General features: G+C 67.9%; 22 protein-coding genes and 1 riboswitch. Of the genes, 12 read left to right on the top strand and 10 right to left on the bottom strand.

Annotation, left to right across the window (positions count from 1 at the left end):
- Nucleotides 1-58 precede the first annotated feature (58 nt).
- The 5 genes from G5A46_RS05810 to G5A46_RS05830 all read left to right on the top strand — a co-directional run bounded on the left by G5A46_RS05810 (nucleotide 59) and on the right by G5A46_RS05830 (nucleotide 4,439).
- The gene (locus tag G5A46_RS05810; RefSeq protein WP_163848159.1) at nucleotides 59-1,537 is read left to right on the top strand and encodes an AMP nucleosidase; all 1,479 of its coding nucleotides are present in this window, start codon (nucleotides 59-61) and stop codon (nucleotides 1,535-1,537) included.
- A gap of 130 nt (nucleotides 1,538-1,667) precedes the next feature.
- A complete protein-coding gene (locus G5A46_RS05815) occupies nucleotides 1,668-1,955 on the top strand; it encodes an HU family DNA-binding protein (protein ID WP_163848161.1) in 288 nt (95 codons plus the stop codon).
- Nucleotides 1,956-2,339: 384 nt separating this feature from the next.
- The gene (locus tag G5A46_RS05820; protein WP_163849895.1) at nucleotides 2,340-3,212 is read left to right on the top strand and encodes a DMT family transporter; all 873 of its coding nucleotides are present in this window, start codon (nucleotides 2,340-2,342) and stop codon (nucleotides 3,210-3,212) included.
- A gap of 82 nt (nucleotides 3,213-3,294) precedes the next feature.
- A complete protein-coding gene (locus tag G5A46_RS05825) occupies nucleotides 3,295-4,008 on the top strand; it encodes a cytochrome c biogenesis CcdA family protein (RefSeq protein WP_163848163.1) in 714 nt (237 codons plus the stop codon).
- Nucleotides 4,009-4,025: 17 nt separating this feature from the next.
- Nucleotides 4,026-4,439, top strand: coding sequence for a thioredoxin family protein (locus tag G5A46_RS05830; protein WP_163848165.1), 414 nt, complete (start codon nucleotides 4,026-4,028; stop codon nucleotides 4,437-4,439).
- Between the two features lie 6 nt (nucleotides 4,440-4,445).
- Here the strand turns inward: G5A46_RS05830 and G5A46_RS05835 are convergent, their stop codons facing one another.
- Together G5A46_RS05835 and aroC are read right to left on the bottom strand one after the other, a co-directional pair.
- The gene (locus G5A46_RS05835) at nucleotides 4,446-5,390 is read right to left on the bottom strand and encodes an AEC family transporter (RefSeq protein ID WP_163848167.1); all 945 of its coding nucleotides are present in this window, start codon (nucleotides 5,388-5,390) and stop codon (nucleotides 4,446-4,448) included.
- Nucleotides 5,391-6,494 (bottom strand): chorismate synthase, encoded by a 1,104-nt coding sequence (aroC, locus tag G5A46_RS05840; protein ID WP_163848169.1) that lies wholly within the window; start codon nucleotides 6,492-6,494, stop codon nucleotides 5,391-5,393. It lies immediately after the preceding gene.
- 115 nt (nucleotides 6,495-6,609) lie between these two features.
- Nucleotides 6,610-6,708, top strand: a riboswitch (TPP riboswitch).
- Nucleotides 6,709-6,760: 52 nt separating this feature from the next.
- On the opposite strand from aroC, the gene thiB reads away from it, so the two are divergent.
- The 5 genes from thiB to G5A46_RS05865 all read left to right on the top strand — a co-directional run bounded on the left by thiB (nucleotide 6,761) and on the right by G5A46_RS05865 (nucleotide 12,491).
- On the top strand, nucleotides 6,761-7,738 hold the full coding sequence (gene thiB / locus G5A46_RS05845) for a thiamine ABC transporter substrate binding subunit (RefSeq protein WP_163848171.1): 978 nt from the start codon (nucleotides 6,761-6,763) through the stop codon (nucleotides 7,736-7,738).
- A complete protein-coding gene (locus tag G5A46_RS05850; RefSeq protein WP_163848173.1) occupies nucleotides 7,714-9,249 on the top strand; it encodes an ABC transporter permease family protein in 1,536 nt (511 codons plus the stop codon). The genes thiB and G5A46_RS05850 overlap by 25 nt, the downstream gene beginning before the upstream one ends.
- Nucleotides 9,242-9,940, top strand: coding sequence for a thiamine ABC transporter ATP-binding protein (locus G5A46_RS05855; RefSeq protein ID WP_163848175.1), 699 nt, complete (start codon nucleotides 9,242-9,244; stop codon nucleotides 9,938-9,940). The genes G5A46_RS05850 and G5A46_RS05855 overlap by 8 nt, the downstream gene beginning before the upstream one ends.
- Before the next feature lie 84 nt (nucleotides 9,941-10,024).
- Nucleotides 10,025-11,803, top strand: a complete 1,779-nt coding sequence (locus G5A46_RS05860) for a SulP family inorganic anion transporter (RefSeq protein ID WP_163848176.1) — start codon at nucleotides 10,025-10,027, stop codon at nucleotides 11,801-11,803.
- Between the two features lie 31 nt (nucleotides 11,804-11,834).
- Nucleotides 11,835-12,491: a 2-dehydro-3-deoxygalactonokinase gene (locus G5A46_RS05865; RefSeq protein ID WP_163848178.1), complete on the top strand. Its 657-nt coding sequence runs from the start codon at nucleotides 11,835-11,837 to the stop codon at nucleotides 12,489-12,491.
- Nucleotides 12,492-12,508: 17 nt separating this feature from the next.
- Here G5A46_RS05865 and G5A46_RS05870 read toward each other — a convergent pair whose 3' ends face one another.
- Genes G5A46_RS05870 through G5A46_RS05885 form a run of 4 tightly spaced genes read right to left on the bottom strand, consistent with a single transcriptional unit; the run spans nucleotide 12,509 to nucleotide 16,404 of the window.
- Nucleotides 12,509-13,426: a metal ABC transporter permease gene (locus G5A46_RS05870; RefSeq protein ID WP_163848180.1), complete on the bottom strand. Its 918-nt coding sequence runs from the start codon at nucleotides 13,424-13,426 to the stop codon at nucleotides 12,509-12,511.
- The gene (locus tag G5A46_RS05875) at nucleotides 13,423-14,619 is read right to left on the bottom strand and encodes a metal ABC transporter permease (RefSeq protein WP_163848182.1); all 1,197 of its coding nucleotides are present in this window, start codon (nucleotides 14,617-14,619) and stop codon (nucleotides 13,423-13,425) included. Before G5A46_RS05875 ends, G5A46_RS05870 begins: the two co-directional genes overlap by 4 nt.
- Before the next feature lie 3 nt (nucleotides 14,620-14,622).
- Nucleotides 14,623-15,429, bottom strand: coding sequence for a metal ABC transporter ATP-binding protein (locus G5A46_RS05880; RefSeq protein ID WP_163848183.1), 807 nt, complete (start codon nucleotides 15,427-15,429; stop codon nucleotides 14,623-14,625).
- Nucleotides 15,430-15,432: 3 nt separating this feature from the next.
- Nucleotides 15,433-16,404: a metal ABC transporter solute-binding protein, Zn/Mn family gene (locus tag G5A46_RS05885; RefSeq protein WP_163848185.1), complete on the bottom strand. Its 972-nt coding sequence runs from the start codon at nucleotides 16,402-16,404 to the stop codon at nucleotides 15,433-15,435.
- 232 nt (nucleotides 16,405-16,636) lie between these two features.
- On the opposite strand from G5A46_RS05885, the gene deoC reads away from it, so the two are divergent.
- Together deoC and G5A46_RS05895 are read left to right on the top strand one after the other, a co-directional pair.
- A complete protein-coding gene (gene deoC, locus G5A46_RS05890; RefSeq protein ID WP_163848188.1) occupies nucleotides 16,637-17,629 on the top strand; it encodes a deoxyribose-phosphate aldolase in 993 nt (330 codons plus the stop codon).
- A gap of 51 nt (nucleotides 17,630-17,680) precedes the next feature.
- A complete protein-coding gene (locus G5A46_RS05895) occupies nucleotides 17,681-20,023 on the top strand; it encodes an aldehyde dehydrogenase family protein (protein WP_163848190.1) in 2,343 nt (780 codons plus the stop codon).
- Between the two features lie 137 nt (nucleotides 20,024-20,160).
- Here G5A46_RS05895 and G5A46_RS05900 read toward each other — a convergent pair whose 3' ends face one another.
- From G5A46_RS05900 to serB, 4 genes are all read right to left on the bottom strand, one after another.
- Nucleotides 20,161-20,478, bottom strand: a complete 318-nt coding sequence (locus G5A46_RS05900; protein ID WP_163848192.1) for a YciI family protein — start codon at nucleotides 20,476-20,478, stop codon at nucleotides 20,161-20,163.
- A gap of 58 nt (nucleotides 20,479-20,536) precedes the next feature.
- On the bottom strand, nucleotides 20,537-20,995 hold the full coding sequence (locus tag G5A46_RS05905; RefSeq protein ID WP_163848194.1) for an SRPBCC family protein: 459 nt from the start codon (nucleotides 20,993-20,995) through the stop codon (nucleotides 20,537-20,539).
- Nucleotides 20,995-21,324 (bottom strand): ArsR/SmtB family transcription factor, encoded by a 330-nt coding sequence (locus tag G5A46_RS05910; RefSeq protein WP_163848197.1) that lies wholly within the window; start codon nucleotides 21,322-21,324, stop codon nucleotides 20,995-20,997. Before G5A46_RS05910 ends, G5A46_RS05905 begins: the two co-directional genes overlap by 1 nt.
- 78 nt (nucleotides 21,325-21,402) lie before the next feature.
- Complete coding sequence (gene serB / locus G5A46_RS05915) at nucleotides 21,403-22,284, bottom strand: phosphoserine phosphatase SerB (RefSeq protein WP_163848199.1); 882 nt, start codon at nucleotides 22,282-22,284, stop codon at nucleotides 21,403-21,405.
- Nucleotides 22,285-22,402: the final 118 nt, after the last annotated feature.

Genomic DNA, 22,402 nt, shown 5'->3' on the forward strand with positions numbered 1-22,402 from the left:
GTGGCCCTTGTGTTACAGGGGCAAAACGGCGCAAAAGAGACAAAAGCCGGAGCCGCACATGCCGCAGATCACAGCCGCCGACATCCAGACCCCCGACCACCCCGCGCCGCAGGGGTTTCGCGATCCCGCCGCGGCGGTCGATCGGCTGATGCTGTTGTACCGGCAGGCGGCGGATTTCCTGCAAGTCCATTTTCAGGCCACGATGCGCGAGGGCCGTCCGCAGGGCCGCATCCGCGCCTTCTACCCCGAGATCCGGCTGACCACCTCCAGCTTTGCCAAGGTGGACAGCCGCCTGAGCTTTGGCCATGTCTCGGCGCCGGGCACCCATGCCGCGACGATCACCCGGCCTGATCTGTTTCGCAATTACCTGACCCAGCAGATCCGGCTGCTGATCGAAAACCATGACGTGGAAGTGGTGATCGGCGTTTCGGATACGCCGATGCCGGTGCATTTCGCCGTCGCCTCCAGCGCGGTGACCATCCCGCAGGAAGGCGCGGCGGATTTCCCGCTGCGCGACGTGTTCGACGTTCCTGACCTGGCGACCACCAATGACGACATCGTCAACGGCACCCATGCGCCCGGCGCCGACGGGACCGAACCGCTGGCGCCCTTCACCGCGCAGCGGGTGGATTATTCGCTGGCCCGGCTGGCGCATTACACCGCGACCGACCCGGAGCATTTCCAGAACCACGTCCTGTTCACCAATTACCAGTTCTACGTCTCTGAATTCGAGACGTTCGCCCGCAATGCGCTCGCCGATCCCGACAGCGGCTACACCAGCTTTGTCAGCACCGGCAATGTCGAGATCACGGAGCCGCTGGGCGATATCCCCGCCACGCTGAAGATGCCACAGATGCCCGCTTATCACCTGAAACGGCCCGGCAACATGGGGATTACCCTTGTCAACATCGGCGTCGGCCCCTCCAACGCCAAGACGGCGACGGACCATATCGCGGTGCTGCGCCCCCATGCCTGGGTGATGGTCGGCCATTGCGCCGGGCTGCGGAACTCGCAATCGCTGGGCGATTTCGTGCTGGCCCATGCCTACCTGCGGGAGGACAAGGTGCTGGACGACGACCTGCCGGTCTGGGTGCCGATTCCGGCGCTGGCCGAAATCCAGATCGCACTGGAAGAAGCTGTGGCCGAAGAGACACGGTTGAAGGGCTATGATCTGAAAAGGATCATGCGCACCGGCACCGTGGCCAGTCTGGACAATCGCAACTGGGAATTGCGCGACCAGCGCGGCCCGGTCCACCGCCTGAGCCAGAGCCGCGCCGTCGCGCTGGATATGGAAAGCGCCACGATCGCGGCCAACGGGTTCCGGTTCCGGGTGCCCTACGGCACGCTTTTGTGCGTTTCCGACAAGCCGTTGCACGGAGAGCTGAAGCTTCCGGGCATGGCGAGCGATTTCTACAAGACGCAGGTCGCACGCCACCTGATGATCGGAATTCGGGCCATGGAACGGCTGCGCGACATGCCGCTGGAACGAATTCATAGCCGCAAGCTGCGGTCCTTTGACGAAACCGCGTTCTTGTGACCTCGGGTCACGATATGGCGCATCTCGGCGAGGGCTTGCAAAGCAGGGCAAATTCTTGTGTTGTCCCGCAACATAAGGTTAAATGGCGCAAACGAGGCCCATTATCCGGGCAGTGAAAGGAGACCATGAAATGGCGAAACCGATGACCAAGACCGAGCTCGTGACCCAGCTGTCCGAGGAAATGGGCACCGACAAGAAAACCGCATCCACCGCGCTGGATGCGATCACCAAGGTGATCACCGATGCCGTGTCGGCCGGCGGTGCCGTGACCCTGCCCGGCGTGGGCAAGATCTATTGCCGCGAACGCCCCGAGCGGATGGTGCGCAACCCTGCCACCGGCGAGCAGATCAAGAAAGACGCCGACAAGGTGGTCAAGATGACCATCGCCAAGGCATTGAAGGACAGCGTCAACGGCTGATCCGACTCCGGCCCTGCCGGTTGTTATTGGGCTGCCCTTCGGGGCGGCCTTTTTCTTTGTCCGAAGGTAGCCGCGACCGCCCCGCATTCGGGGCTGTCCACGGTGCCGCCCGGCATCGGCCACCTGTCCGCATCCTCCCGTCGGTGTCCACCCGCAGGCGTCGTGCCCGCCGGAGCATGCTTGCCGGGCCTTGCCCCCGCCGGCCAGTCGCGGCAGGGTGCCGGTCTTCGCGGGGGCCGGTGCAAGGGGTCCACGCGCCCGCTGCCCGTTTCTGTCCGTCCCCAACCGCCCCAGACCGCCCGCACCTGCCCCGAAAGGACGATTATGCGCCCCGCTCCCGGCCTGACCCCGCAGCATTCTTCCGGCCCTGACGCTGCCCCCGGCCTGACGCTGAAAGCCGTGGCGCTGGGCCTGCTGTTCGCGTTCTTGTGGTCCTCGGCCTTTGCCTCGGCGCGGGTGATCGTGGCGCAGGCGCCGCCGCTGACCTCGCTGGCGCTGCGGTTTCTGCTGGCGGGGATGATCGGCATCGCCGTGGCACGCGCATCGGGACAAAGCTGGCACCTCGACCGGGGCCAGTGGCGGGCCACGCTGATCTTCGGCATCTGCCAGAACGCGCTGTACCTGGGCCTGTTCTTCGTCGCCATGCAATGGATCGAGGCGGGGTTTGCCTCCATTATCGCGTCGACCATGCCGTTGATGGTGGGCGCCGCGGGCTGGCTGCTGCTGGGGGAGCGGCTGCGCGGGCTGGCGATTCTGGGGCTGTTGCTGGGGTTCGTGGGCACCGCCCTGATCATGGGCACCCGGATCGAGGCGGGCTCCGATCCGCTGGGTATTCTGCTGTGCCTGCTTGGTGCCGCAGCCCTCAGCGTTGCGACCCTGACGGCGCGCGGCGCGACGTCGGGGGGGAACGTGCTGATGGTGGTCGGGTTGCAGATGCTGGTCGGATCGGCCTGCCTGGCCGTGGCGGCCCTGCTGCTGGAAGACTGGCAGGTGACCTGGACCTGGCAGCTGATCGTGGCCTTTCTGTACACCACGTTGTTTCCCGGCCTGATTGCGACCTGGGTCTGGTTCACGCTGGTCAACATGATCGGCGCGGTCCGGGCGGCGACATTCCATTTCCTGAACCCGTTCTTCGGTGTGCTGGTCGCGGCCGTGGTGCTGGGCGAACGCATCGGCCCGCTGGACGTGGTCGGCGTGCTGATCGTGATGGCCGGCATCCTGGCCGTGCAATTGGCCAAGCAGGCCCCGGCCCGATAGGCGAACCGGTCAGCGCAAGGCGAGGCCATGCCTCACGGATATGTTGGATGACAGCGGCGCGCGCACGGGTAAACCCTTGGGCATGGAGCTGATCCTTGCCTATCTTGCCGGTCTGCTGACCCTGGTGAACCCCTGCGTGCTGCCGGTTCTGCCGATTGTCCTGGGCGCTGCCTTGCAGGCCAGTCCGCGCGGGCCGCTGGCCCTGGCGGGGGGGATGGCGCTGTCCTTCGTGGTGCTGGGGGTGGTGGTCGCCGGTTTCGGCTTTGCCTTGGGCATCGACGAACGGCTGATCTCCCAGGTGGGGGCAGTGCTGATGATCGGATTTGGCGCGGTGCTGTTGCTGCCGCGCGCGGGGGCGGTGTTTTCGATGGCCACGGCGGGGGTCGCTGCCGGGGCGGATGCCCGTATCGGTCGGATCGAGGCCGGCGGCGCACGAGGCCAGTTTCTGGCCGGTCTGCTTCTCGGTGCGGTCTGGAGCCCCTGCGTCGGCCCGACGCTGGGCGGCGCGATCGCGCTGGCCTCCTCGGGGGAGAGCCTGGGCCGCGCGGCGGTGATCATGACCTTCTTTGCCGGCGGTGTCGCCACCCTTGTTCTGGGGTTGGGCTATGGGGCGCGGTCGCTGCTGACCCGGCACCGCGACCGGATGCGCCATCTGGCCGAACGGTCCCACGCCATCCTGGGCGTGATCTTCGTCGCCGTGGGCCTGGCGATCCTGTTCCGGCTGCATCACGCGATCGAGGCCTGGGCAGTGGAGGCGATGCCGAATTGGCTGCTCAACCTCTCTGTCTCCATATGAATAGAAAGGGAAACCTGATGATACGACGCGCATTCCTGACCACCGGGGCCGCCGCGGCCACGCTTCTGGCTCTGCCGATCCACGCCGCGCCGCTGGATTACACCCCCGGCCTGGTCAAGGACCGGCTGGCGGCGGGCGAAACCGTGTTTCTGGATTTCAAGGCAAGCTGGTGCGCCACCTGCAAGGCGCAGGAACAGGTCATGGATCGGCTGAAGGCCGAGAACCCGGAATACGAGGCCAACATCACCTTTATCGCCGTGGATTGGGACACCTACGCCCGGTCGCAATTCACCCAGCGGCTGCGTGTGCCACGCCGGTCCACGCTGGTGGTGCTGAAGGGCGACGGCGAGGTCGGGCGCCTGATCGCCGACACCCGCGAGGTCAAGATTCGGGAGCTGATGGACGCCGCGCTGGCGGCCTCCTCCGTCTGAGGGCGCTCAGAGGTAGAGCAGCAGCACCAGCGAGATGGTGAAGAACGATGCCGCCGTGGCCCCGACCAGGGCCATGGCCGCCAGCCCGGAATGGCCGCTGTCCTGCGCCAGAATGGTGTAGATCGTATACATCGGCAGCACCCCGGTCAGCAGCGCCGCAAAGACCAGCTCGGGCGACAGTGCGCCCAGCCCGAACAGCACCGGCAGTCCCAGACACAGCCAGATCATCAGCGGATGCACGATCAGCTTGATCGCCGCGATCTGGCCCGCGATCTTCACGTCGCCGCGCATCTCCAGCCCCACCAGCGTGCCGCCGATCACGAACAGCGCGATGGGCGCGGCCGGGGCCGACAGCAGCGACAGGAACCGATCGGCGGTGGCGGGCAGGGGCAGGCCGGTCAGGGTAAAGGCCAGGCCCAGCAGCAACCCGATCACCATCGGCCGGCGCAGGACGGACAGCACCGGGCGGCCCACGCGTTTCAACAGGCTGGCGCCCTCGTTCGGGCGGGCGGCCTCCAGCAGGGTCAGGCCGATGGGGGTGCCGATGAAGTTCTCCACCAGGAAGTTCATCGCCAGGACCGGGGCCGCGACTTCGGGCATGACGATCAGAAGCATCGGATAGCCGATGAAGGCGGAGTTGGAGCAGCCGGTGCCCATCACCGCCACCGCGCGCCGCATCGGGCCCAGCCCCTGCACCCGCATCACGGTCCAGGCCACCGCCTGCGTCGCCGCCGCGCCCGTGCCCACGGCGATCAGGTAGCGGATATCCAGAACCTCTCCCAGATCACGGGTGGCAAAGGTGTAGAACAGCAGCGCGGGCAAGGAGACCTGAAGCACGAAGCGCCCCAGCGTCTGCATATGTTCCGGTGCAAAAACCCCGCGCAGCGTCAGCCCGTAGCCCAGGGCGATGATCGCGAAGATCGGCAGGGTGACGGAGAGAACGTTCAGCATTCAGCCGATCCGCCCGCCTGCCTCGCCGATCTGGCCGCGATGCAGCAACAGGTGGTCCAGCACGACACAGGCCATCATCGCCTCTCCCACCGGGACGGCGCGGATGCCGACGCAGGGGTCGTGGCGGCCCTTGGTGATGATCTCCGCCGCCTCGCCCGCGCGGGTGATCGTCTGCCGTGTCTTCAGGATGGAGGATGTCGGTTTCACTGCAAAGCGCACCACCAGATCCTGCCCGGTGGAAATGCCGCCAAGGATGCCGCCCGCGTGGTTGGAGGAATAGACCGGCTGGCCGTCATTGCCCATGAAGATCTCGTCGGCGTTTTCTTCGCCGGTCAGGGTGGCGGCGGCCATGCCCTCGCCGATCTCCACGCCCTTGACGGCGTTGATCGACATCATCGCGGCGGCCAGGTCGGTGTCCAGCTTGGCATAGATCGGGGCACCCAGCCCGGCCGGGGCGCCGCTGGCGATCACCTCGACCACGGCGCCGACGGAATTGCCCGATTTGCGCAGCCCGTCCAGATAGCCGGCCCAATGTTCTGCCGCCCCCGCATCAGGGCACCAGAACGGGTTCTGATCCAGGATCGACAGGTCCAGCGCCTCGCGGTCGATCCTGTGCGGGCCGATTTGAGTCATGTAGCCGGTGATCCGCAGATCCGGTGCCAGATGCGCCAACGCGGCGCGGGCCACCCCGCCGGCCGCCACCCGTGCGGCCGTTTCGCGGGCCGAGGACCGGCCGCCGCCGCGATAATCGCGGATGCCGTATTTCTGCCAATAGGTGATGTCGGCATGGCCGGGGCGGAACTTCTCGGCGATCTCGGAATAATCCTTGGACCGCTGGTCGGTGTTGCGGATCATCAGCTGGATCGGGGTGCCGGTGGTCCGGCCTTCGAATGTGCCGGACAGGATCTCCACCTGATCGGGTTCCCGCCGCTGGGTAGTGTATTTCGACTGGCCGGGTTTGCGCCGGTCCAGCCAGATCTGCAACGCGGCCGCGTCGATGGGGATGCCTGGCGGGCAGCCATCCACCGTGGCCCCCAGAGCGGGCCCATGGCTTTCGCCCCAGGTGGTGACGCGGAAGAGGTGGCCGAAGGTATTGAAGGACATGAAAGGCTCCGGGCTGGTCCGCTTCGGGTTAGCTCAAAGGCGCGGAGGGTGCAATTGTCCGGGTGACGGCCAGGCGCGGTTGCCCTTGCTCTCCCGTCTTCGGCGTTCTAGTTTCGGCCCTACCTCGGGGTGCCCCAGTGGCTGAGATGCACGATGCGAACCCGTTGAACCTGACCCGGTTAAGACCGGCGGAGGGAAGGTAAGGCCCGATCCCACAGAGGGTAGGCCGCTTTCTTCTTCGCCCGTAGCAACGAAAGGAGGATGCCATGAAGCATCTGATATGTGCCGCGGGTTGTCTGGCTGCCAGCCAGGCCCTGGCCGCGGACCCCGTTCTGACGGTGTATACCTACGACAGTTTCAATACCGAATGGGGCCCCGGCCCCGCCATCGAACAGGGGTTCGAGGCCTCCTGCGGCTGTGACGTGGAATTCGTCGCCGCCGGGGATGGCGCCGCCCTCTTGTCGCGCGTCCGGCTGGAAGGCCCCCGCAGCGAGGCCGACGTGGTGCTGGGTCTCGACACCGCGCTGATCGGCGCGGCGGCAGAGACGGGATTGTTCGCCGATCACGGCGTCAGCGCGGAATACGACCTGCCCATCGCCTGGGACGACAGCCGGTTCGTGCCCTTCGATTGGGGCTATTTCGCCTTTGTCGGGCAGGCGGGCGCCGATCACCCCACCTCCTTCGAGGCGCTGGCGGAAAGCGATCGCAGCATCGTCATCCAGGACCCTCGGTCCTCCACCCCCGGCCTGGGGCTGCTGATGTGGGTCAAATCCGCCTATGGCGACCGCGCGGGCGAAATCTGGGAGGCGCTGGCAGACAATGTCGTGACCGTCACCCCCGGCTGGTCCGAAGCCTATGGGCTGTTTCTGGAAGGCGAGGCCGATCTGGTCCTCAGCTACACCACCTCTCCGGCCTATCACCTGATCGCGGAAGAAGACGACAGCAAGGTCGCGCTGCCCTTCGACGAGGGGCATTACATGCAGGTGGAAGTCGCCGGCATCCTGGAGAGTTCCGATCAGAAGACGCTGGCGCAGGATTTCCTGACCTATCTGCTGGGATCGGATGCGCAGGCGGTTCTGCCGACGACCAACTGGATGTATCCCGCCGTCCTGCCCGAAGGCGGGCTGCCCGCCGGGTTCGAGACGCTGATCCAGCCCGAAACGCCGTTGCTGATGTCGGCCGAGGAGGCGCAGGCCGCGCGGGACGCGGCGCTGGATGAATGGCGCGGCGCCCTGTCGCAATAGGCGGCAGGCTGGGCGTCGGGGCGGCGCTGACCGTCGCCCTGTGCCTGCTGGCCCCGCTGGCCGCGATCCTGTGGCGGGCGGGGGGCGGCGTGGCGCCGGGAGCGGCGGATTGGGCTGCACTTCGGTTCACCCTGCTGCAATCGGCGCTGTCGGCGCTGGTCTCTGTCGTGCTGGCGGTGCCGGTGGCACGCGCCCTGGCGCGGCGGCGGTTTGCCGGGCGCCGCGCGCTGATCGTGCTGACCGGCGCGCCCTTCATCCTGCCGGTGGTGGTGGCGGTGACCGGGCTGCTGACCGTCTTTGGCCGCCAGGGCGTGGTGAACGATCTGCTGGGTCTGGCGGGGCTGGACCCGGTGCGGATCTACGGGTTGCACGGCGTGGTACTGGCCCATGTCTTCTTCAACATGCCGCTGGCGGTACGGATGCTGTTGCAAGGGTGGCAGGCCATCCCGGCCGAACGCTTTCGCCTGGCGGCGCAGCTGGATCTGCCGCCCTGTCAGGTGTTCCGCCTGTTGGAATGGCCGATGTTGCGGGCCGTGGTGCCCGGCGCGCTGGCGGCGATTTTCGCGATTTGCCTCGGGTCGTTTGCCGTGGCGCTGATCCTGGGCGGTGGGCCGCGCGCCACGACGGTTGAGCTGGCGATCTACCAGGCGTTCCGCTTTGACTTCGACCTTGGTCGCGCGGCGATGCTGGCACTGGTGCAATTCGCCATCGTGGCCACCGCCGCGCTGGTGGCGTTGCGCGTGACCGTGGCCGACGGCAGCGGCACCGGGCTGGACCGTGCCGTGATGCGCCGGGATGCGCCGGGGGGGGCGTGGCGTCTGCTGGACGCTGCGGTGCTGTCCGTGGCGGTGGTGTTCCTGTCCGGGCCGTTGCTGGCCGTGGGTTGGCGCGGTGTGGGCGGGCTGGACCGGATGCCGGACGGGCTGTGGCAGGCGGCGGGCAATTCTCTGGTGGTGGCGGTGCTGTCGGCGCTGCTGGCCGCCGGGCTGGCCCTGACCCTTGCCGCCGCCCGCCGCCGCTGGGTGGAGGTTCTGGGCCTGATGCCGCTGGCCCTGTCGGCGCTGGTGCTGGGCACCGGCTATTTCCTGATCGCAAACCCGCTGATCGCCCCCAGCCGCCTGGCGCTGGCGATGACGACGCTGGTCAACGTTCTGATGGCTCTGCCGTTCTGCCTGCGGGTCATCGCCCCGGCCTTGGACCGGGTCGAGCGGGACCACGGCCCGCTGGCGGATCAGCTGGGCCTGCGCGGGCTGGCGCGGCTGCGCTGGCTGCTGCTGCCACGAATGCGACCTGCGCTGGGCTATGGCGCGGGGCTGGCGGGGGCGTTGTCGATGGGGGATCTGGGGGTGATCACCCTGTTCGCGGATCCCGAGCGCGCCACCCTGCCGCTGTTCATGTACCGCCTGATGGGCGCCTACCAGATGGAGGCGGCAGCAGGGGTCGGGCTGTTGCTGCTGTGTTTGAGTTTCGGGCTGTTTGCCTTGTTTGATCTGGGGGGCGGGCGTGCTTGATCTTGATGCTGTGGAATTGATCCAGGGGGACTTTTCCCTGTCCGCCGACCTGCATGTGTCGCAGGGCGCGCGGGTGGCGGTGATCGGGCCGTCGGGGGCGGGCAAGTCCACGCTGCTGAACGCCATCGCCGGGTTCGTCGATCCGCAGGCCGGGCAGATCCGATGGCAGGGGCGCGGACTTGACGGGCTGGCGCCGGGGCAGCGGCCTGTGGCGATGCTGTTCCAGGATGGCAATCTGTTTCCGCATCTGGATATCGCGCGCAATGTCGGGTTGGGCCTGCGCCCCACGGGCCGCCTGACGCGCGAAGATCGCGCGGCCATCGCGCAGGCGCTGGACCGGGTCGGCCTGTCCGGTATGGGCGACCGCCGCCCCGGCGCGCTGTCGGGCGGACAGCAAAGTCGCGCGGCGCTGGCCCGAGTGCTGATGCAGGACCGGCCGCTGTTGCTGCTGGATGAACCCTTTGCCGCGCTGGGCCCGGCGCTGCGCGCCGACATGCTGGACCTGGTCGCCCGCGTGGCCGAGGAAACCGGCGCGACCCTGCTGATGGTTTCCCACGCGCCCGAGGACGCGCGCCGCATCGCCGACAGCGTGATCATGGTGGACGAGGGCCGTGCCGCCGCTCCGGTGCCTATGGAGCAGGCCTTTGCCGATCCGTCCCCCGCGATGCGCCGCTACCTGGGAGAGGGATAGCGGGCGGCCTGCTTGCGCATCATATTCAAATATATTTATATGACGCCAGCGCCGCAGAGGCCACGCCAACCGAACGGACCCGCCATGACCAGTCCCCGCCCGCAAACCGGTCGCCGCGCCGCGCTTGCCCGATATCTGCCCATCCTCGACTGGTCGCGCGACTACGGGCGCGCCACCCTGACCAACGACCTGGTGGCGGCGGTGATCGTGACGATCATGTTGATACCGCAATCGCTGGCCTATGCGCTGCTGGCGGGATTACCGGCGGAGATGGGGCTTTATGCCTCTGTCCTGCCGCTGGTCGCCTATGCGGTGTTCGGCACCTCGCGCACGTTGGCGGTGGGGCCGGTGGCGGTGGTGTCGCTGATGACGGCGGCGGCGGTGGGGAACCTGGCGCTTCAGGGGACGGCGGAATACGCGGTGGCGGCGATCACCCTGGCCTTCCTGTCGGGGGGGATCTTGCTGGTGATGGGGCTGTTCCGGCTGGGGGCGTTGGCGAATTTCCTGTCGCACCCGGTGATCGCGGGCTTCATCACCGCCTCGGGCCTGCTGATCGCCACCTCGCAGCTGAAACATATCTTCGGCGTGCCCGCGCAGGGCCATACGCTGCCCGAATTGCTGGGCAGCCTGATCGGCAATCTGGGGCAGACCAACCTGATCACCCTGGCCATCGGTGCTGCGACCATCGGCTTTCTGTTCTGGGTACGGCGCGGGCTGAAGCCGCTGCTGCGGTCCCTTGGCCTGCCGCCGCGCCTGGCGGATCTGCTGGCCAAGGCGGGGCCTGTGCTGGCGGTGGCGCTGTCCACGCTGACGGTCTGGGCGCTGGACTTGCAAGAGCGGGGCGTGCGCATCGTGGGCGAGGTGCCCACCGGCCTGCCGCCGCTGACCCTGCCGTCCTTCTCCGCCGATCTCTGGGGACAGCTGTTCCTATCGGCGCTGCTGATCTCTGTCATCGGTTTCGTCGAAAGCGTCTCTGTCGCGCAGACCCTGGCGGCAAAGCGGCGCCAACGCATCGCCCCGGATCAGGAGCTGATCGGGCTGGGCGCGTCCAACATCGCGGCGGCGGTGTCGGGCGGCTACCCGGTGACCGGTGGATTCGCCCGGTCGGTGGTGAATTTCGACGCAGGCGCGGAAACCCCGGCGGCGGGGGCCTTTACCGCCCTGGGCATCGCGGCGGCGGCGCTGTTCCTGACGCCGCTGCTGTATTTCCTGCCGCAGGCGGTGCTGGCGGCGACGATCATCGTCGCGGTGCTGGGGCTGGTGGATCTGGCGATCCTGCGCCACAGCTGGACCTACAGCCGCATGGATTTCGCCGCCGTCGCCGCGACCATCCTGCTGACGCTGGGCGCGGGCGTGGAAATCGGGGTCAGCGCGGGCGTCGGCCTGTCGGTCCTGCTGTTCCTGATGAAGACCGCGCGCCCCCATGTCGCCGAAGTCGGGCTGGTCCCCGGCACCCAGCATTTCCGCAACATCAAACGGCACAATGTGCTGACCACTCCTGCGCTGGTGACCATCCGCATCGACGAAAGCCTGTATTTCGCCAATGCGCATTTTCTTCAGGATCTGATCTATGATCGTGTGGTCTGCGATCAGCCGATCCGCCATGTCGTCCTGATGTGTTCGGCGGTGAACGAGATCGACCTGTCCGCGCTGGAAAGCCTGGAGGCGATCAACACCCGGCTGACCGAGCTGGGCATCACCCTGCACCTGTCCGAGGTCAAGGGCCCGGTGATGGACCGGCTGAAACGCTCGCATTTTCTGGACGACTTGTCGGGCCAAGTGTTTCTGGCGCAATACGATGCCCATGTCGCCCTGACGGGGTCGGCGGAGACCGGCGCGCCGCCCGCGCGACAGGAGTATTGACGGCGGCGGCCCGGACAGGTTTACCAAGGGCATGGCTTGGCAAGGTGACATTATCGGCGACGGCTCCGTCTGGGGGCCCGGTGGACGGGAGACGCGGCGCGCGGGCGTGGCGCGGATCGTGGTGGGCGACCCCTCGGTGCTGCCTGACCGCATTCCCGCGAAACTGCTGCCAGAGGCGCTGGCCGGGGGAAACCATCTGCCGCCGCTGACCGGGATGCCGGCGGATCTGCGACTGCGGCTTCTGGGCTTTCAGACCTTGAACCCCCATTGGGACGGTGTGGCCATCGCACCGGGGCCGGACCGCACGGTCTGGGCCACCCTGTCAGCGGGGGAGGTCATCCATGTCCAGGGCGCTCTGACCGGAAAGCTGGCGCATTCCCTGCAATGCGAGGGTGTCACCCGCCCCGAGGGGATCGAGGCGGCGCTGTCCCGGCCTGAACGCCTCGCCATGTTGCTGGACGAGGCCCGCCAACCCGAAGTGACCCTGGGCGCATTGATCGGCGCCGAAATGGCCGCCGCGAAATCTCTGTGGCTGGGGCAGCAGGCGGTATTGATCGGCTCTGGCCCCTTGCGGGGCGCGTATCTGGCGGCATTTCAGGCGCTTTACGTGCCGGTGACCGACACGATGGAAGACGCGGTGACGCGCGCCGGGTTCCGTGCGCTGGCGGGCCTGTTGCACGCCGGCTGAACTGCCGGGCGCCAGGCCTACGCCGCCTGCGCCATGCCGCGTCGGCGGGGGCCGAACATCGCGGCCAGCGCCAGGATCAGGCCGGCGACACAGGCGATCATGCCCGCCGCGCTGACCGTATCGGCATAGCCCAGCCACAGCGGCCCGTATCCCGCCAGTACGTAGCCGGCAACGGCCGAGAGGATCGCGAAGCCTGCGCTCCACCCTATCTGGGCGGGCAGGCTGTCGGTCATCATCCGCGCGGCGGCGGGGGGGCAGATGAACATGGCGATCACGATGATCGACCCCACCGCGTCAAAGGCCGCGACCGCCGCGATGGCCGACGCGATGACCAGCCCGATCCCCAAGGCGCCCGTGGGGATGCCCAGCGTGCGGGCGAACCCCTCGTCGAAGGTGGCGATGACCAGCGGACGCCAGACGATCCACAGGAACAGGCAGATCACCACCAGCACCACGGCCATGCGCGGCAGCTCCGGCGGCAGGGTGGACAGCGCGGCGGGGTCCAGCAGCGACCCCCAGCCGGTGGCGTCGAACCAGATCAGGCTTTCCAGGTTGCCATAGAGCGCGTGCTGCACGTCCAGATGCACGGAAGAGGTGTCAGATTGCTCCAGCAGCAGCACCCCGGCGGCGAACAGCGTGGTGAAGACGACGCCCATCGCGGCCCCCGGCTCGATCCGGCCGGCGCGGCGGACGCCCTCGATCATCGCGACGGCCAGAACGGCGGCCCCCATGGCGCCCAGCATCATCGGCCAGGTCGATACTTGCCCGGTGATCAGGAAGGCCACGACGATCCCCGGCAGCACCACATGCGAGATCGCATCGCCGATCAGCGCCTGGCGCCGCAGCACCAGAAAATTCCCCGGCAGCGCACAGGCCAGTGCGGCCAGCGCGCCGATCAGCATCGGCGGCAGGGACAGGGCGACGAATTCGTTCATGCCAGGCGCTCCGGCTTCAATCTGCGGTCCAGGCGGGCGATCTGATCGGGAGTCAGCACCGTCTCGATCCGGGTCAGCCCGTCATACCGGGCGGCGGCGGCCTCTTCTTCGGGGTTGGCGCGCAACAATTGCCAGCGCCTTTCGTCCAGCAGCGCCCGCCCGGCCCGGGCGCGCCCGGCCTCGGTCGGGACGCCATCGGGGCGGATCAGCCCTTCGCGGTGCAGGATGCGGCGGGTGAAATCCTCGTAGACCGGCTGGTTCTGTGCCAGCGCCAGCAGTCCCTGGTGCAGATGCACCCGGCGGCGCAGGCGCAAGCGGCGCAGCCCGGTGGCCAGCAGTCCGCGCCGGGGCGACAGCAGCAGGGAGACGGCAAAGGCCGCGAACCCGGTCAGCACGATGATCGGCCCGGTGGGCAGCGCCGGCGCAGAGGCCGAGATCAGCGCCCCGATCACCCCCGCCGCGCCGCCGATGACCCCGGCCAGCGCGGTCACGCGGTCCCAGCGGTCGGACCACAGCCGCGCTGTGACCGGCGGGATGATCAGCAGGGCGACGATCAGGATCAGGCCGACGATCTTCAGCCCGGTGACGGTGACCGCCATCACCAGCCCCATCATCGCCAGGTCGATCCGCGCCAGGTTCAGGCCCGAGGCGGCGGCGAATTCCGGGTCGAATCCGGCCAGGATCATCGGGCGGCGCAGCAACAGCGCGGCGGCCAGCGCCAGCGCCCCGCCTGCCGCGATAACCAGCGCATCGGCGCGCAGCATCCCGGCGGTGGCGCCCAGAAGAAATGTCTCAAGCCCGGCCTGACGTCCGGCGCTCATGGATTGGATGATTGTCAGCAGGACGATGCCGGCGCCAAAAAACACCGACAATACCGCGCCGATGGCCGCGTCCTCGGTCAGGCGGGTGCGGCGGGTCAGCCACGACACGCACAGCAGCCCGGCCCCGGCAGACAGGGCCGATCCGGCCATCAGCCCGGCCAGCGACCGCCCGTCGCCGCCCAGGGCGACCATGACGATGAAGGCCAGCGCCACACCCGGCAGCGTCGCGTGGGAAATCGCGTCGGAAACCAATGCCCGCTTGCGCAGGAACAGGAACGTCCCCGTTACCCCCGCGGCAATGCCCAGCAGGCCGGCGCCACTGGCAACCAATGCGGCGTTATACCCGATGTCAGGCAGAAAATCCGGCCACATGGATCAGGCCCGTGCCCCGGCCAGCGGGTCGATCTGTGCCACCGCCAGCCGACCGCCATAGGCGGCTTGCAGGTTCGCATCGGTAAAGGCCTCGGTCACGGTGCCTTCGGCGATGCGGTGCTTGTTCATCAGGAACACCCGGTCGAAGTAATCGGGCACCGTGGACAGGTCGTGATGCACCGCGACGATGCTGCGGCCTTCGTCCTTCAGCGCCTTGAGCACGGCGATGATCGCCTTTTCGGTCGCCGCATCGACCCCGGCAAAGGGTTCGTCCAGGATATACAGCTCAGCGCCCTGGGCCAGGGCGCGGGCCAGGAAGACGCGCTGTTGCTGGCCGCCGGACAGCTGGCCGATCTGGCGGGTGGCAAAGGTCTCCATGCCGACGCGGGCCAGACAGGCCATCGCATGATCGCGCTGCGCCCGGCGCAGGCGGCCGAACAGGCCCAGCCTGCGGTAGAGACCCATGGTCACGACATCAATGGCACGGGTCGGGAAATCCCAGTCGACCGACGCCCGCTGCGGGACGTAGGCAAACCGGTGGCGTGCCTGTTCCAGCGGCGCACCATACAGCGTCACGGCGCCGGAAACGGCGGGAACGATGCCGATCGCCGCCTTCAACAGGGTCGATTTGCCAGCGCCGTTCGGCCCCACGATCGCCGTCATCTGTCCCGGTGCCACCGTCATGTCGATGGAGAAGACAGCCGGACTGCCGCCATAGGACACGGTCATACCGCGCACGGCCAAGGGGCTGGCCGACAGGTCTTCGGCGTCGGGGCGCCGGCCCTCGGTCGTGGCAAGGGTCAGGTCCATCGCTCAGGCCTCCCGGTTCAGCATGTTCTGCATCCCCTGCGGCGGCGGCGTGCCGCCCAGGGCCTCCGCGATGATCGTCACATTGTGGTCGATCATGCCGGGATAGGTGCCCTCGTAGGTGCCGGGCACGCCCATCGCGTCGGAGTAGAGTTCCCCGCCGATGCGCACGTCGTGGCCGCGCGCCGCCGCCCCTTCGATCAGGGCGCGGACATTGCGGTCGGAGACCGAGCTTTCCACGAAGACCGAGGCGATGCCACGGGTGACCAGGGTATCGACGACTTCGGCAATGCGGCTCAGCCCGGCCTCGCTTTCGGTGGAAATGCCTTGGATGCCCAGAACCTCGAACCCGTAGGCGCGGCCGAAATAGCCAAAGGCGTCGTGGGCGGTGACCAGAACGCGGGCCGGTTCCGGCACGCTGGTCAGCATCTTGTCTGCGTAATCGTCCAGCGCGATGATCTGGCCCAGATAGGCCTCGGCCCGCTGGCCGATGGCCTCGGCCCGGCCCGGCAATGCTTCGGCCAGACGTTCGGCGATGGCGGCAACGGGGGTGCGCCACAGGCCGGGATCCATCCAGACGTGGGGATCATGGCGATTGGTGTAATCGGGGTGGGAGATCAGGCTTTTGCGTTCGATCTCCTCGGCGGCGGCAAAGACCGGCTTGCGGGTGGACAGCTCCTTCAGGAACTCCTCCATCTGCGCCTCAAGGTAGAGACCGTGCCAGATCGTCAGGTCGGCGCGGGTCATGGCGACGATGTCGGATCGGGTCTGGCGATAGGAATGCGGATCGATGCCCGGCCCCATCAGCCCGGTGACGGAGACATCCGGCCCGCCGATGGCCCGAACGGCATCGGCCAACATACCTGTGGTTGCGACCACGTGCAGCGGGGCGGCGGCGGCGGCGGGACGGGCAATGGCGGTCATCGCGGCAGCCGTCGCGGCAGAGGAGGCAAGGAAGTGGCGGCGGGTCAGGGACATGGGAGCCTTTCGCGGGGTCATGAGTTGAGAACGATTCGCAATTCATCCGGTTCCCGAAGATACTGCGAATGGTTCGCATCTCTGTCAAGCCTCCTGCGAACCGTTCGCAGGACAAAGCGCGGCCCTGCCGGTTTTCGCGGCAGGCAGGGCCGGCCGGGCCGTCGGGGCACGCTTGCGCGCCGGGCAGGGCCATGCCACGGTTCGGGTGTCGAAAGCGATGCGGGAGACAGCAATGCAGCAGGCCGGAACGACGACCCCAGAGGCGCAATTGCCCCAGGCGGTGGAGCCGCGCAATCCGGGGATGGCGCTGGACATGGACTGGGTGTTGCGTGCCCAGGCGAACCGGTCGGCCATCGAACGCCGCGCCGCCACCCTGCCCGGACGGCGCAGCGTGAAGAAGGCGCACCAGGCGGCATGGCTGTGCAAGGCCGTCAGTTGCATCGACCTGACCACCCTGGCCGGCGACGACACCGAAGGCCGGGTACGGCGCCTGTGCGCCAAGGCCCGCCAACCGGTGCGCGCCGATCTGCTGGAAACGCTGGAGATGGGCGGGCTGACCACAGGCGCGGTCTGCGTCTATCACGACATGGTGCCCGCCGCCGTCGCCGCCCTGCGCGGCAGCGGCATCCCGGTCGCCGCCGTTTCCACCGGGTTCCCCGCCGGGCTGTCGCCCTTTCACCTGCGGGTGGCGGAGATCGGCGAAAGTGTCGCCGCCGGGGCCGAGGAGATCGACATCGTGATTTCCCGCCGCCACGTGCTGACCGGGAATTGGCAGGCGCTCTATGACGAGATGAAGGCCTTTCGCGAGGCTTGCGGTCAGGCCCATGTGAAGGCGATCCTCGCCACCGGAGAGCTGGGGACCCTGCGCAACGTGGCGCGCGCTTCGCTGGTGTGCATGATGGCGGGGGCGGATTTCATCAAGACCTCCACCGGCAAGGAAAGCGTGAACGCCACCCTGCCGGTAACGCTGGTCATGCTGCGCGCCATCCGTGACTACCACGAGCGGACAGGCCACCGCGTGGGGTACAAACCCGCCGGGGGAATTTCCAAGGCCAAGGACGCGCTGACCTATCTGGCGCTGATCAAGGAAGAGCTGGGCGACCGCTGGCTGATGCCCGATCTCTTCCGCTTTGGCGCCTCGTCGCTGCTGGGCGATATCGAGCGGCAGCTGGAACACCACGTGACCGGGGCCTATTCGGCCAGTTGGCGCCATGCGGCAAGCTGAGCGGGCCGGGCCGAAGATGCGTATTCGTAGAAAGATGAAGGGGCCGAGAGGATGAACGTCAGGGACATTTTCGACAGCATGGACTACGGCCCCGCGCCGGAGGCCTCGGGCGATGCGCTGGCCTGGATCGTGGATCAGGGCAGCCAGTTCGGCGCCTTCATCGACGGCGCGTTCGAGGCGCCGGGCACGCTGTTCGAGACCAGGAACCCCGCCAATGGCGAGGTCCTGGCCGAGGTGACGCAGGCCACGGCGGAGGATGTCGACCGCGCCGTCGCCTCAGCCCGTGCCGCGCAGTCGGGCTGGGCCGATCTGGGCGGACCGGGCCGGGCGCGGCATCTCTATGCGTTGGCGCGGCTGGTGCAGAAGAACGCCCGGCTGCTCGCCGTTCTGGAAACGCTGGACAACGGCAAACCGATCCGTGAAAGCCGCGACATCGACGTGCCGCTGGTGGCACGGCATTTCTACTATCACGCGGGTATGGCCCAGTTGATGCAGGCCGAACTGCCCGACCGGCAAGCTCTGGGCGTCTGCGGTCAGGTGATCCCCTGGAACTTCCCGCTGCTGATGCTGGCCTGGAAGGTCGCCCCGGCGCTGGCGATGGGCAATTGCGTGGTGTTGAAGCCGGCGGAATATACCTCGCTCACCGCGCTGGCCTTTGCCGATCTGTGCCGTCAGGCCGGGTTGCCGCGCGGGGTGGTCAACATCGTCACCGGCGATGGCGCCGTGGGCGAGATGATCGTGGGCCACGCGGGGGTGGACAAGGTCGCCTTTACCGGTTCCACCGAGGTGGGGCGGCGCATCCGCCGCGCCACTGCCGGGCAGGGCAAGGCACTGACTTTGGAGCTGGGGGGCAAGTCGCCCTACATCGTCTTCGAGGATGCCGATATCGACAGCGCGATCGAAGGGCTGGTCGATGCCATCTGGTTCAATCAGGGGCAAGTCTGCTGTGCCGGATCGCGCCTGCTGGTGCAGGAGGGCATCGCGGATCAGTTCCACACCCGGCTGAAGGCGCGGATGGACAAGCTGCGTATCGGCGATCCGCTGGACAAGAGCATCGACATCGGCGCCATCGTCGATCCCGTGCAGCTGGAGCGTATTCGCGGCCTTGTCGCGGGGGCCGGGGGCGAGGTGCATCACGCCGCCTGCGACGTGCCGGAGGGCTGTTTCTACCCGCCTACGCTGATCACCGGGCTGGAACCGGCCGATCCGCTGATGCAGGAAGAGATCTTTGGCCCGGTCCTCGTCTCCACCACGTTCCGCACCCCGGCGGAGGCTGTGCAGCTGGCCAATGACACGCGCTATGGTCTGGCGGCGACGCTGTGGTCGGAGAATGTGAACCTGGCGCTGGACGTAGCGCCCAAACTGGTGGCGGGCGTGGTCTGGGTGAACGGCACCAACATGTTCGACGCCGCCGCCGGGTTCGGCGGGGTCCGCGAAAGCGGGTTTGGCCGCGAAGGCGGGTGGGAGGGGCTGATGGCCTACACCCGGCCCAAGGCGACGCCCGCGCCGCTGACCCGGATCGAACCGGCAGAGGGCGGAACGCCCGACACGATGCAGGGGCTGGACCGGACGCCGAAATTCTACATCGGTGGCAAACAGGCCCGCCCCGACGGCGGTTATACCCGCGCGGTGGTGGGCGCCGAGGGGCGCGTTCTGGGTCAGGTCGGCATCGCCAACCGCAAGGACATCCGCAATGCGGTGGAGGCGGCGCGCCAGGCTGCGGGTTGGTCGGGCACCACGGGGCATCTGCGGGCGCAGATCCTGTATTACATCGCCGAGAACCTGGAAGCGCGGGCCGATGAATTCGCCGCCCGCATCGACGCGCAGGTCGGTGGCAATGGCGGGGCCGGAGAGGTGGCGGCCAGCGTGCAGCGCCTGTTCACCTATGCGGCCTGGGCAGACAAGTACGGCGGCGACGTGCGCTCGGTCCCGATCCGGGGGGTGGCGCTGGCGATGCGCGAACCCGTGGGTGTGATCGGTGCGCTCTGCCCGGACGAGGCGCCGCTGCTGGGGCTGCTGTCGGTCATGGCGCCGGCCATCGCCATGGGCAACCGCGCCGTGCTGGTCGCGTCGGAGCCGCATCCGCTGAGCGCGAGCGATTTCTACCAGGTTCTGGACACCTCGGACGTGCCCGGCGGCGTGGTGAACATCCTGGCCGGCCCGCATGAAGATCTGGCCCCCGTGCTGGCCAGGCATCTGGATGTCGATGCGGTCTGGTCGTTTTCGTCGACCGACCTGTCGAAGGTCGTGGAGGAAGGCAGCGCCGGGAACCTGAAACGGACCTGGGTGAACAACCGGCAGGCCCGCGACTGGACCGGGGCGGAGGGCGAAGGCCGCGCCTTCCTGGATGCCGCGACCGAGGTCAAGACGGTCTGGGTGCCCTACGGCGCCTGATCGCGCGCGATTTGGCCTCGCCTGGCCGTGATGGCCGATCTGGCCGGGGACGGTGCCGCGCGCTATGCAAAAGATGACAAAGGCCGCGCCCGGTGACAGGGCGCGGCCTTTGCGCGTTTTCGGGAACGGCGCGGCGATCACATCTCGATCGGCATGATCTCCGCCACTTCGACAGAGCCGCCACCGGCCACCATGGGATTGTCCGCCGCGATCTTGCAGGCGGCGTCCATGTCCGGTGCGGAGACGATGGAATAGCCGAAGGCGGCGTTGGGCACGCTGTCGCTGATCCCGTCGGCGGTGACGGATTTCGACAGGCCCACCGGATCGCCGGGCTGGTCGATGGCGGCGGCGTGGGTTTCCATCCAGCGGCCCCAGGCGGCCATCGCTTCGGCCTCCTGGCCGGGTTCGGGCTGCATCGGTTTGTCGGCGTGGTAGATAAACAGGTACTTGGGCATCGAAATGGTCCTTTCGGGTTCGGTCTGCAAATGGGGTCGGTCGGAAAAGGGCGGGCCGTCAGGCCAGGTGACGGTCCAGGCACAGCAGGGTGGAGGTCCAGCCACGGCTGTGGCTTTGCGCCGCCTCCAGGGTGGTCAGGCCGCGATGGGTCAGGGTCAGCCGGGCGCCGGTATCGGTGCGCGTCACCTCGAAGGTCACGAAGCTTTCAGCGCCGCGCGCACCGCTGCCGTCATGCCAGGCCCAGGTGAAGGAGACGCGCCCGGCCCCCTCCCGTGGCGGCTGCACCGAGGTGACCTGCCCGGAGACGTGAAATCGGTCGCCGCTTTCGCGCCCCTCCATCACGCAATGCCAGGGGCCGGGGGCGGTGAAATCCATGGCGCAATCGACCTGGCGCACCCCTTCGGGGCCGAACCATTGCATCAGTTGATCGGGCTGCGTGACCGCCTGCCACAGACGATCCGGGGCGACGGGATAATCGCGGATGAAATCGGCGTCGAAGCTGTCGGAATCCTTCATCAGGTGTCTCCTTCGGGGTCGAGGGCCAGCAGCCCGTCCAGCCGGTCCAGGCTGTCCGCCCAGACCGCGCGGTGATCCATGGTCCAGCCGTTGATGCGCTTCAGCGCCTCCGGCCGGATGGAGTAGAGCCGGCGCGTCCCCTCCGCCCGCTGCGCGATCACCCCGGCCTGGCGCAGCACCTTCAGGTGGCGCGAGACCGCAGGCGCGGTGATGTCCAGCCCCTGGGCCAGGTCACCGGCGGGCAATTCGCCATCGCTCAGAAGCCGGTCCACAAGGGACAAGCGGGTTTCATCGGCCAAGGCAGAGAAGGTGCGGGCAAGATCATTCATGCCCACATGTTTGCAGAAACAGTTAATTAACGCAATAGTTAATTAATGGAGGTGTAAATAAGAAGGAGCCGGGATCGTTCAGCCCGGCGTGATGAAGTCATCCGCCGAATAGCCCTGTAGGTACAGCAGGCTGGTCAGGTCGCCGAAATTCACCCGCAGCGCGCATTCCGCCGCGACCACGGGTTTGGCGTGCAGGGCAACCCCCGCCCCGGCGCGGCCCAGCATGCCCAGATCATTGGCGCCGTCGCCCACGGCCATCACCTGATCCTCGGTCAGGCCCAGCCGGGCGGTGATCTCCTCCAGCGCCTGCACCTTGGCCTCCCGGCCGAGGATCGGCAGTGCGACAGTCCCGGTGAGGACGCCGCCATCCGCATGCAGCACATTGGCGCGATTCTCGTCAAAGCCCAGCTGCGCGGCAATGGCCGACGTAAAGGCGGTGAACCCGCCCGAGACCAGTGCGCAATAGGCGCCGTCGGCCTTCATCGTGGCCAGCAGCTGCGGGCCGCCGGGCATCAGCTGGATGCGGGTCTCCAACACGCGGGCGATGACCGTTTCGGCCAACCCTTTCAGCAGGGCGACACGTTCCGTCAGGGCGCCGTCGAAATCCAGCTCTCCGTTCATGGCGCGGGCGGTGATCTGCTTGACCTGAGCGCCGACACCGGCCTCTTCGGCCAGTTCGTCGATGCATTCCTGGCGGATCATCGTGCTGTCCATGTCGGCCAGCAGCATCCGCTTGCGCCGGCCTTCGGTGGGCTGGATGTTCAGGTCGACGCGCTGACCTTGAAGATCGGTCCAGACCGCCCGGAAATTGTCCGGCACCTGCGGCAGGGCGAATTCCGCCGCCTCGTCGGGGGCCAGCCATTGCAGGGCACCGCCGCCCCAGGCGTTGCGCAGCGCCTCGGCCAGGGCCGGGTTCAGGGCGGGGGCGGCGGGGTCGGTGGTCAGGGTGGCGGTGAACATCGGCGGGCTCCTGTCGCGGTCGCGACGGGATAAACCATGGCACGACCTCCGGCGCCAGCCCCGTGACGGCGCCGGGCGGCGAAGTTTCCGATAGGCGACAGGGGCGTCGCGCGGGGCG

Source organism: Pseudooceanicola aestuarii (genome assembly GCF_010614805.1).
GTDB classification, from domain to species: domain Bacteria; phylum Pseudomonadota; class Alphaproteobacteria; order Rhodobacterales; family Rhodobacteraceae; genus Pseudooceanicola; species Pseudooceanicola aestuarii.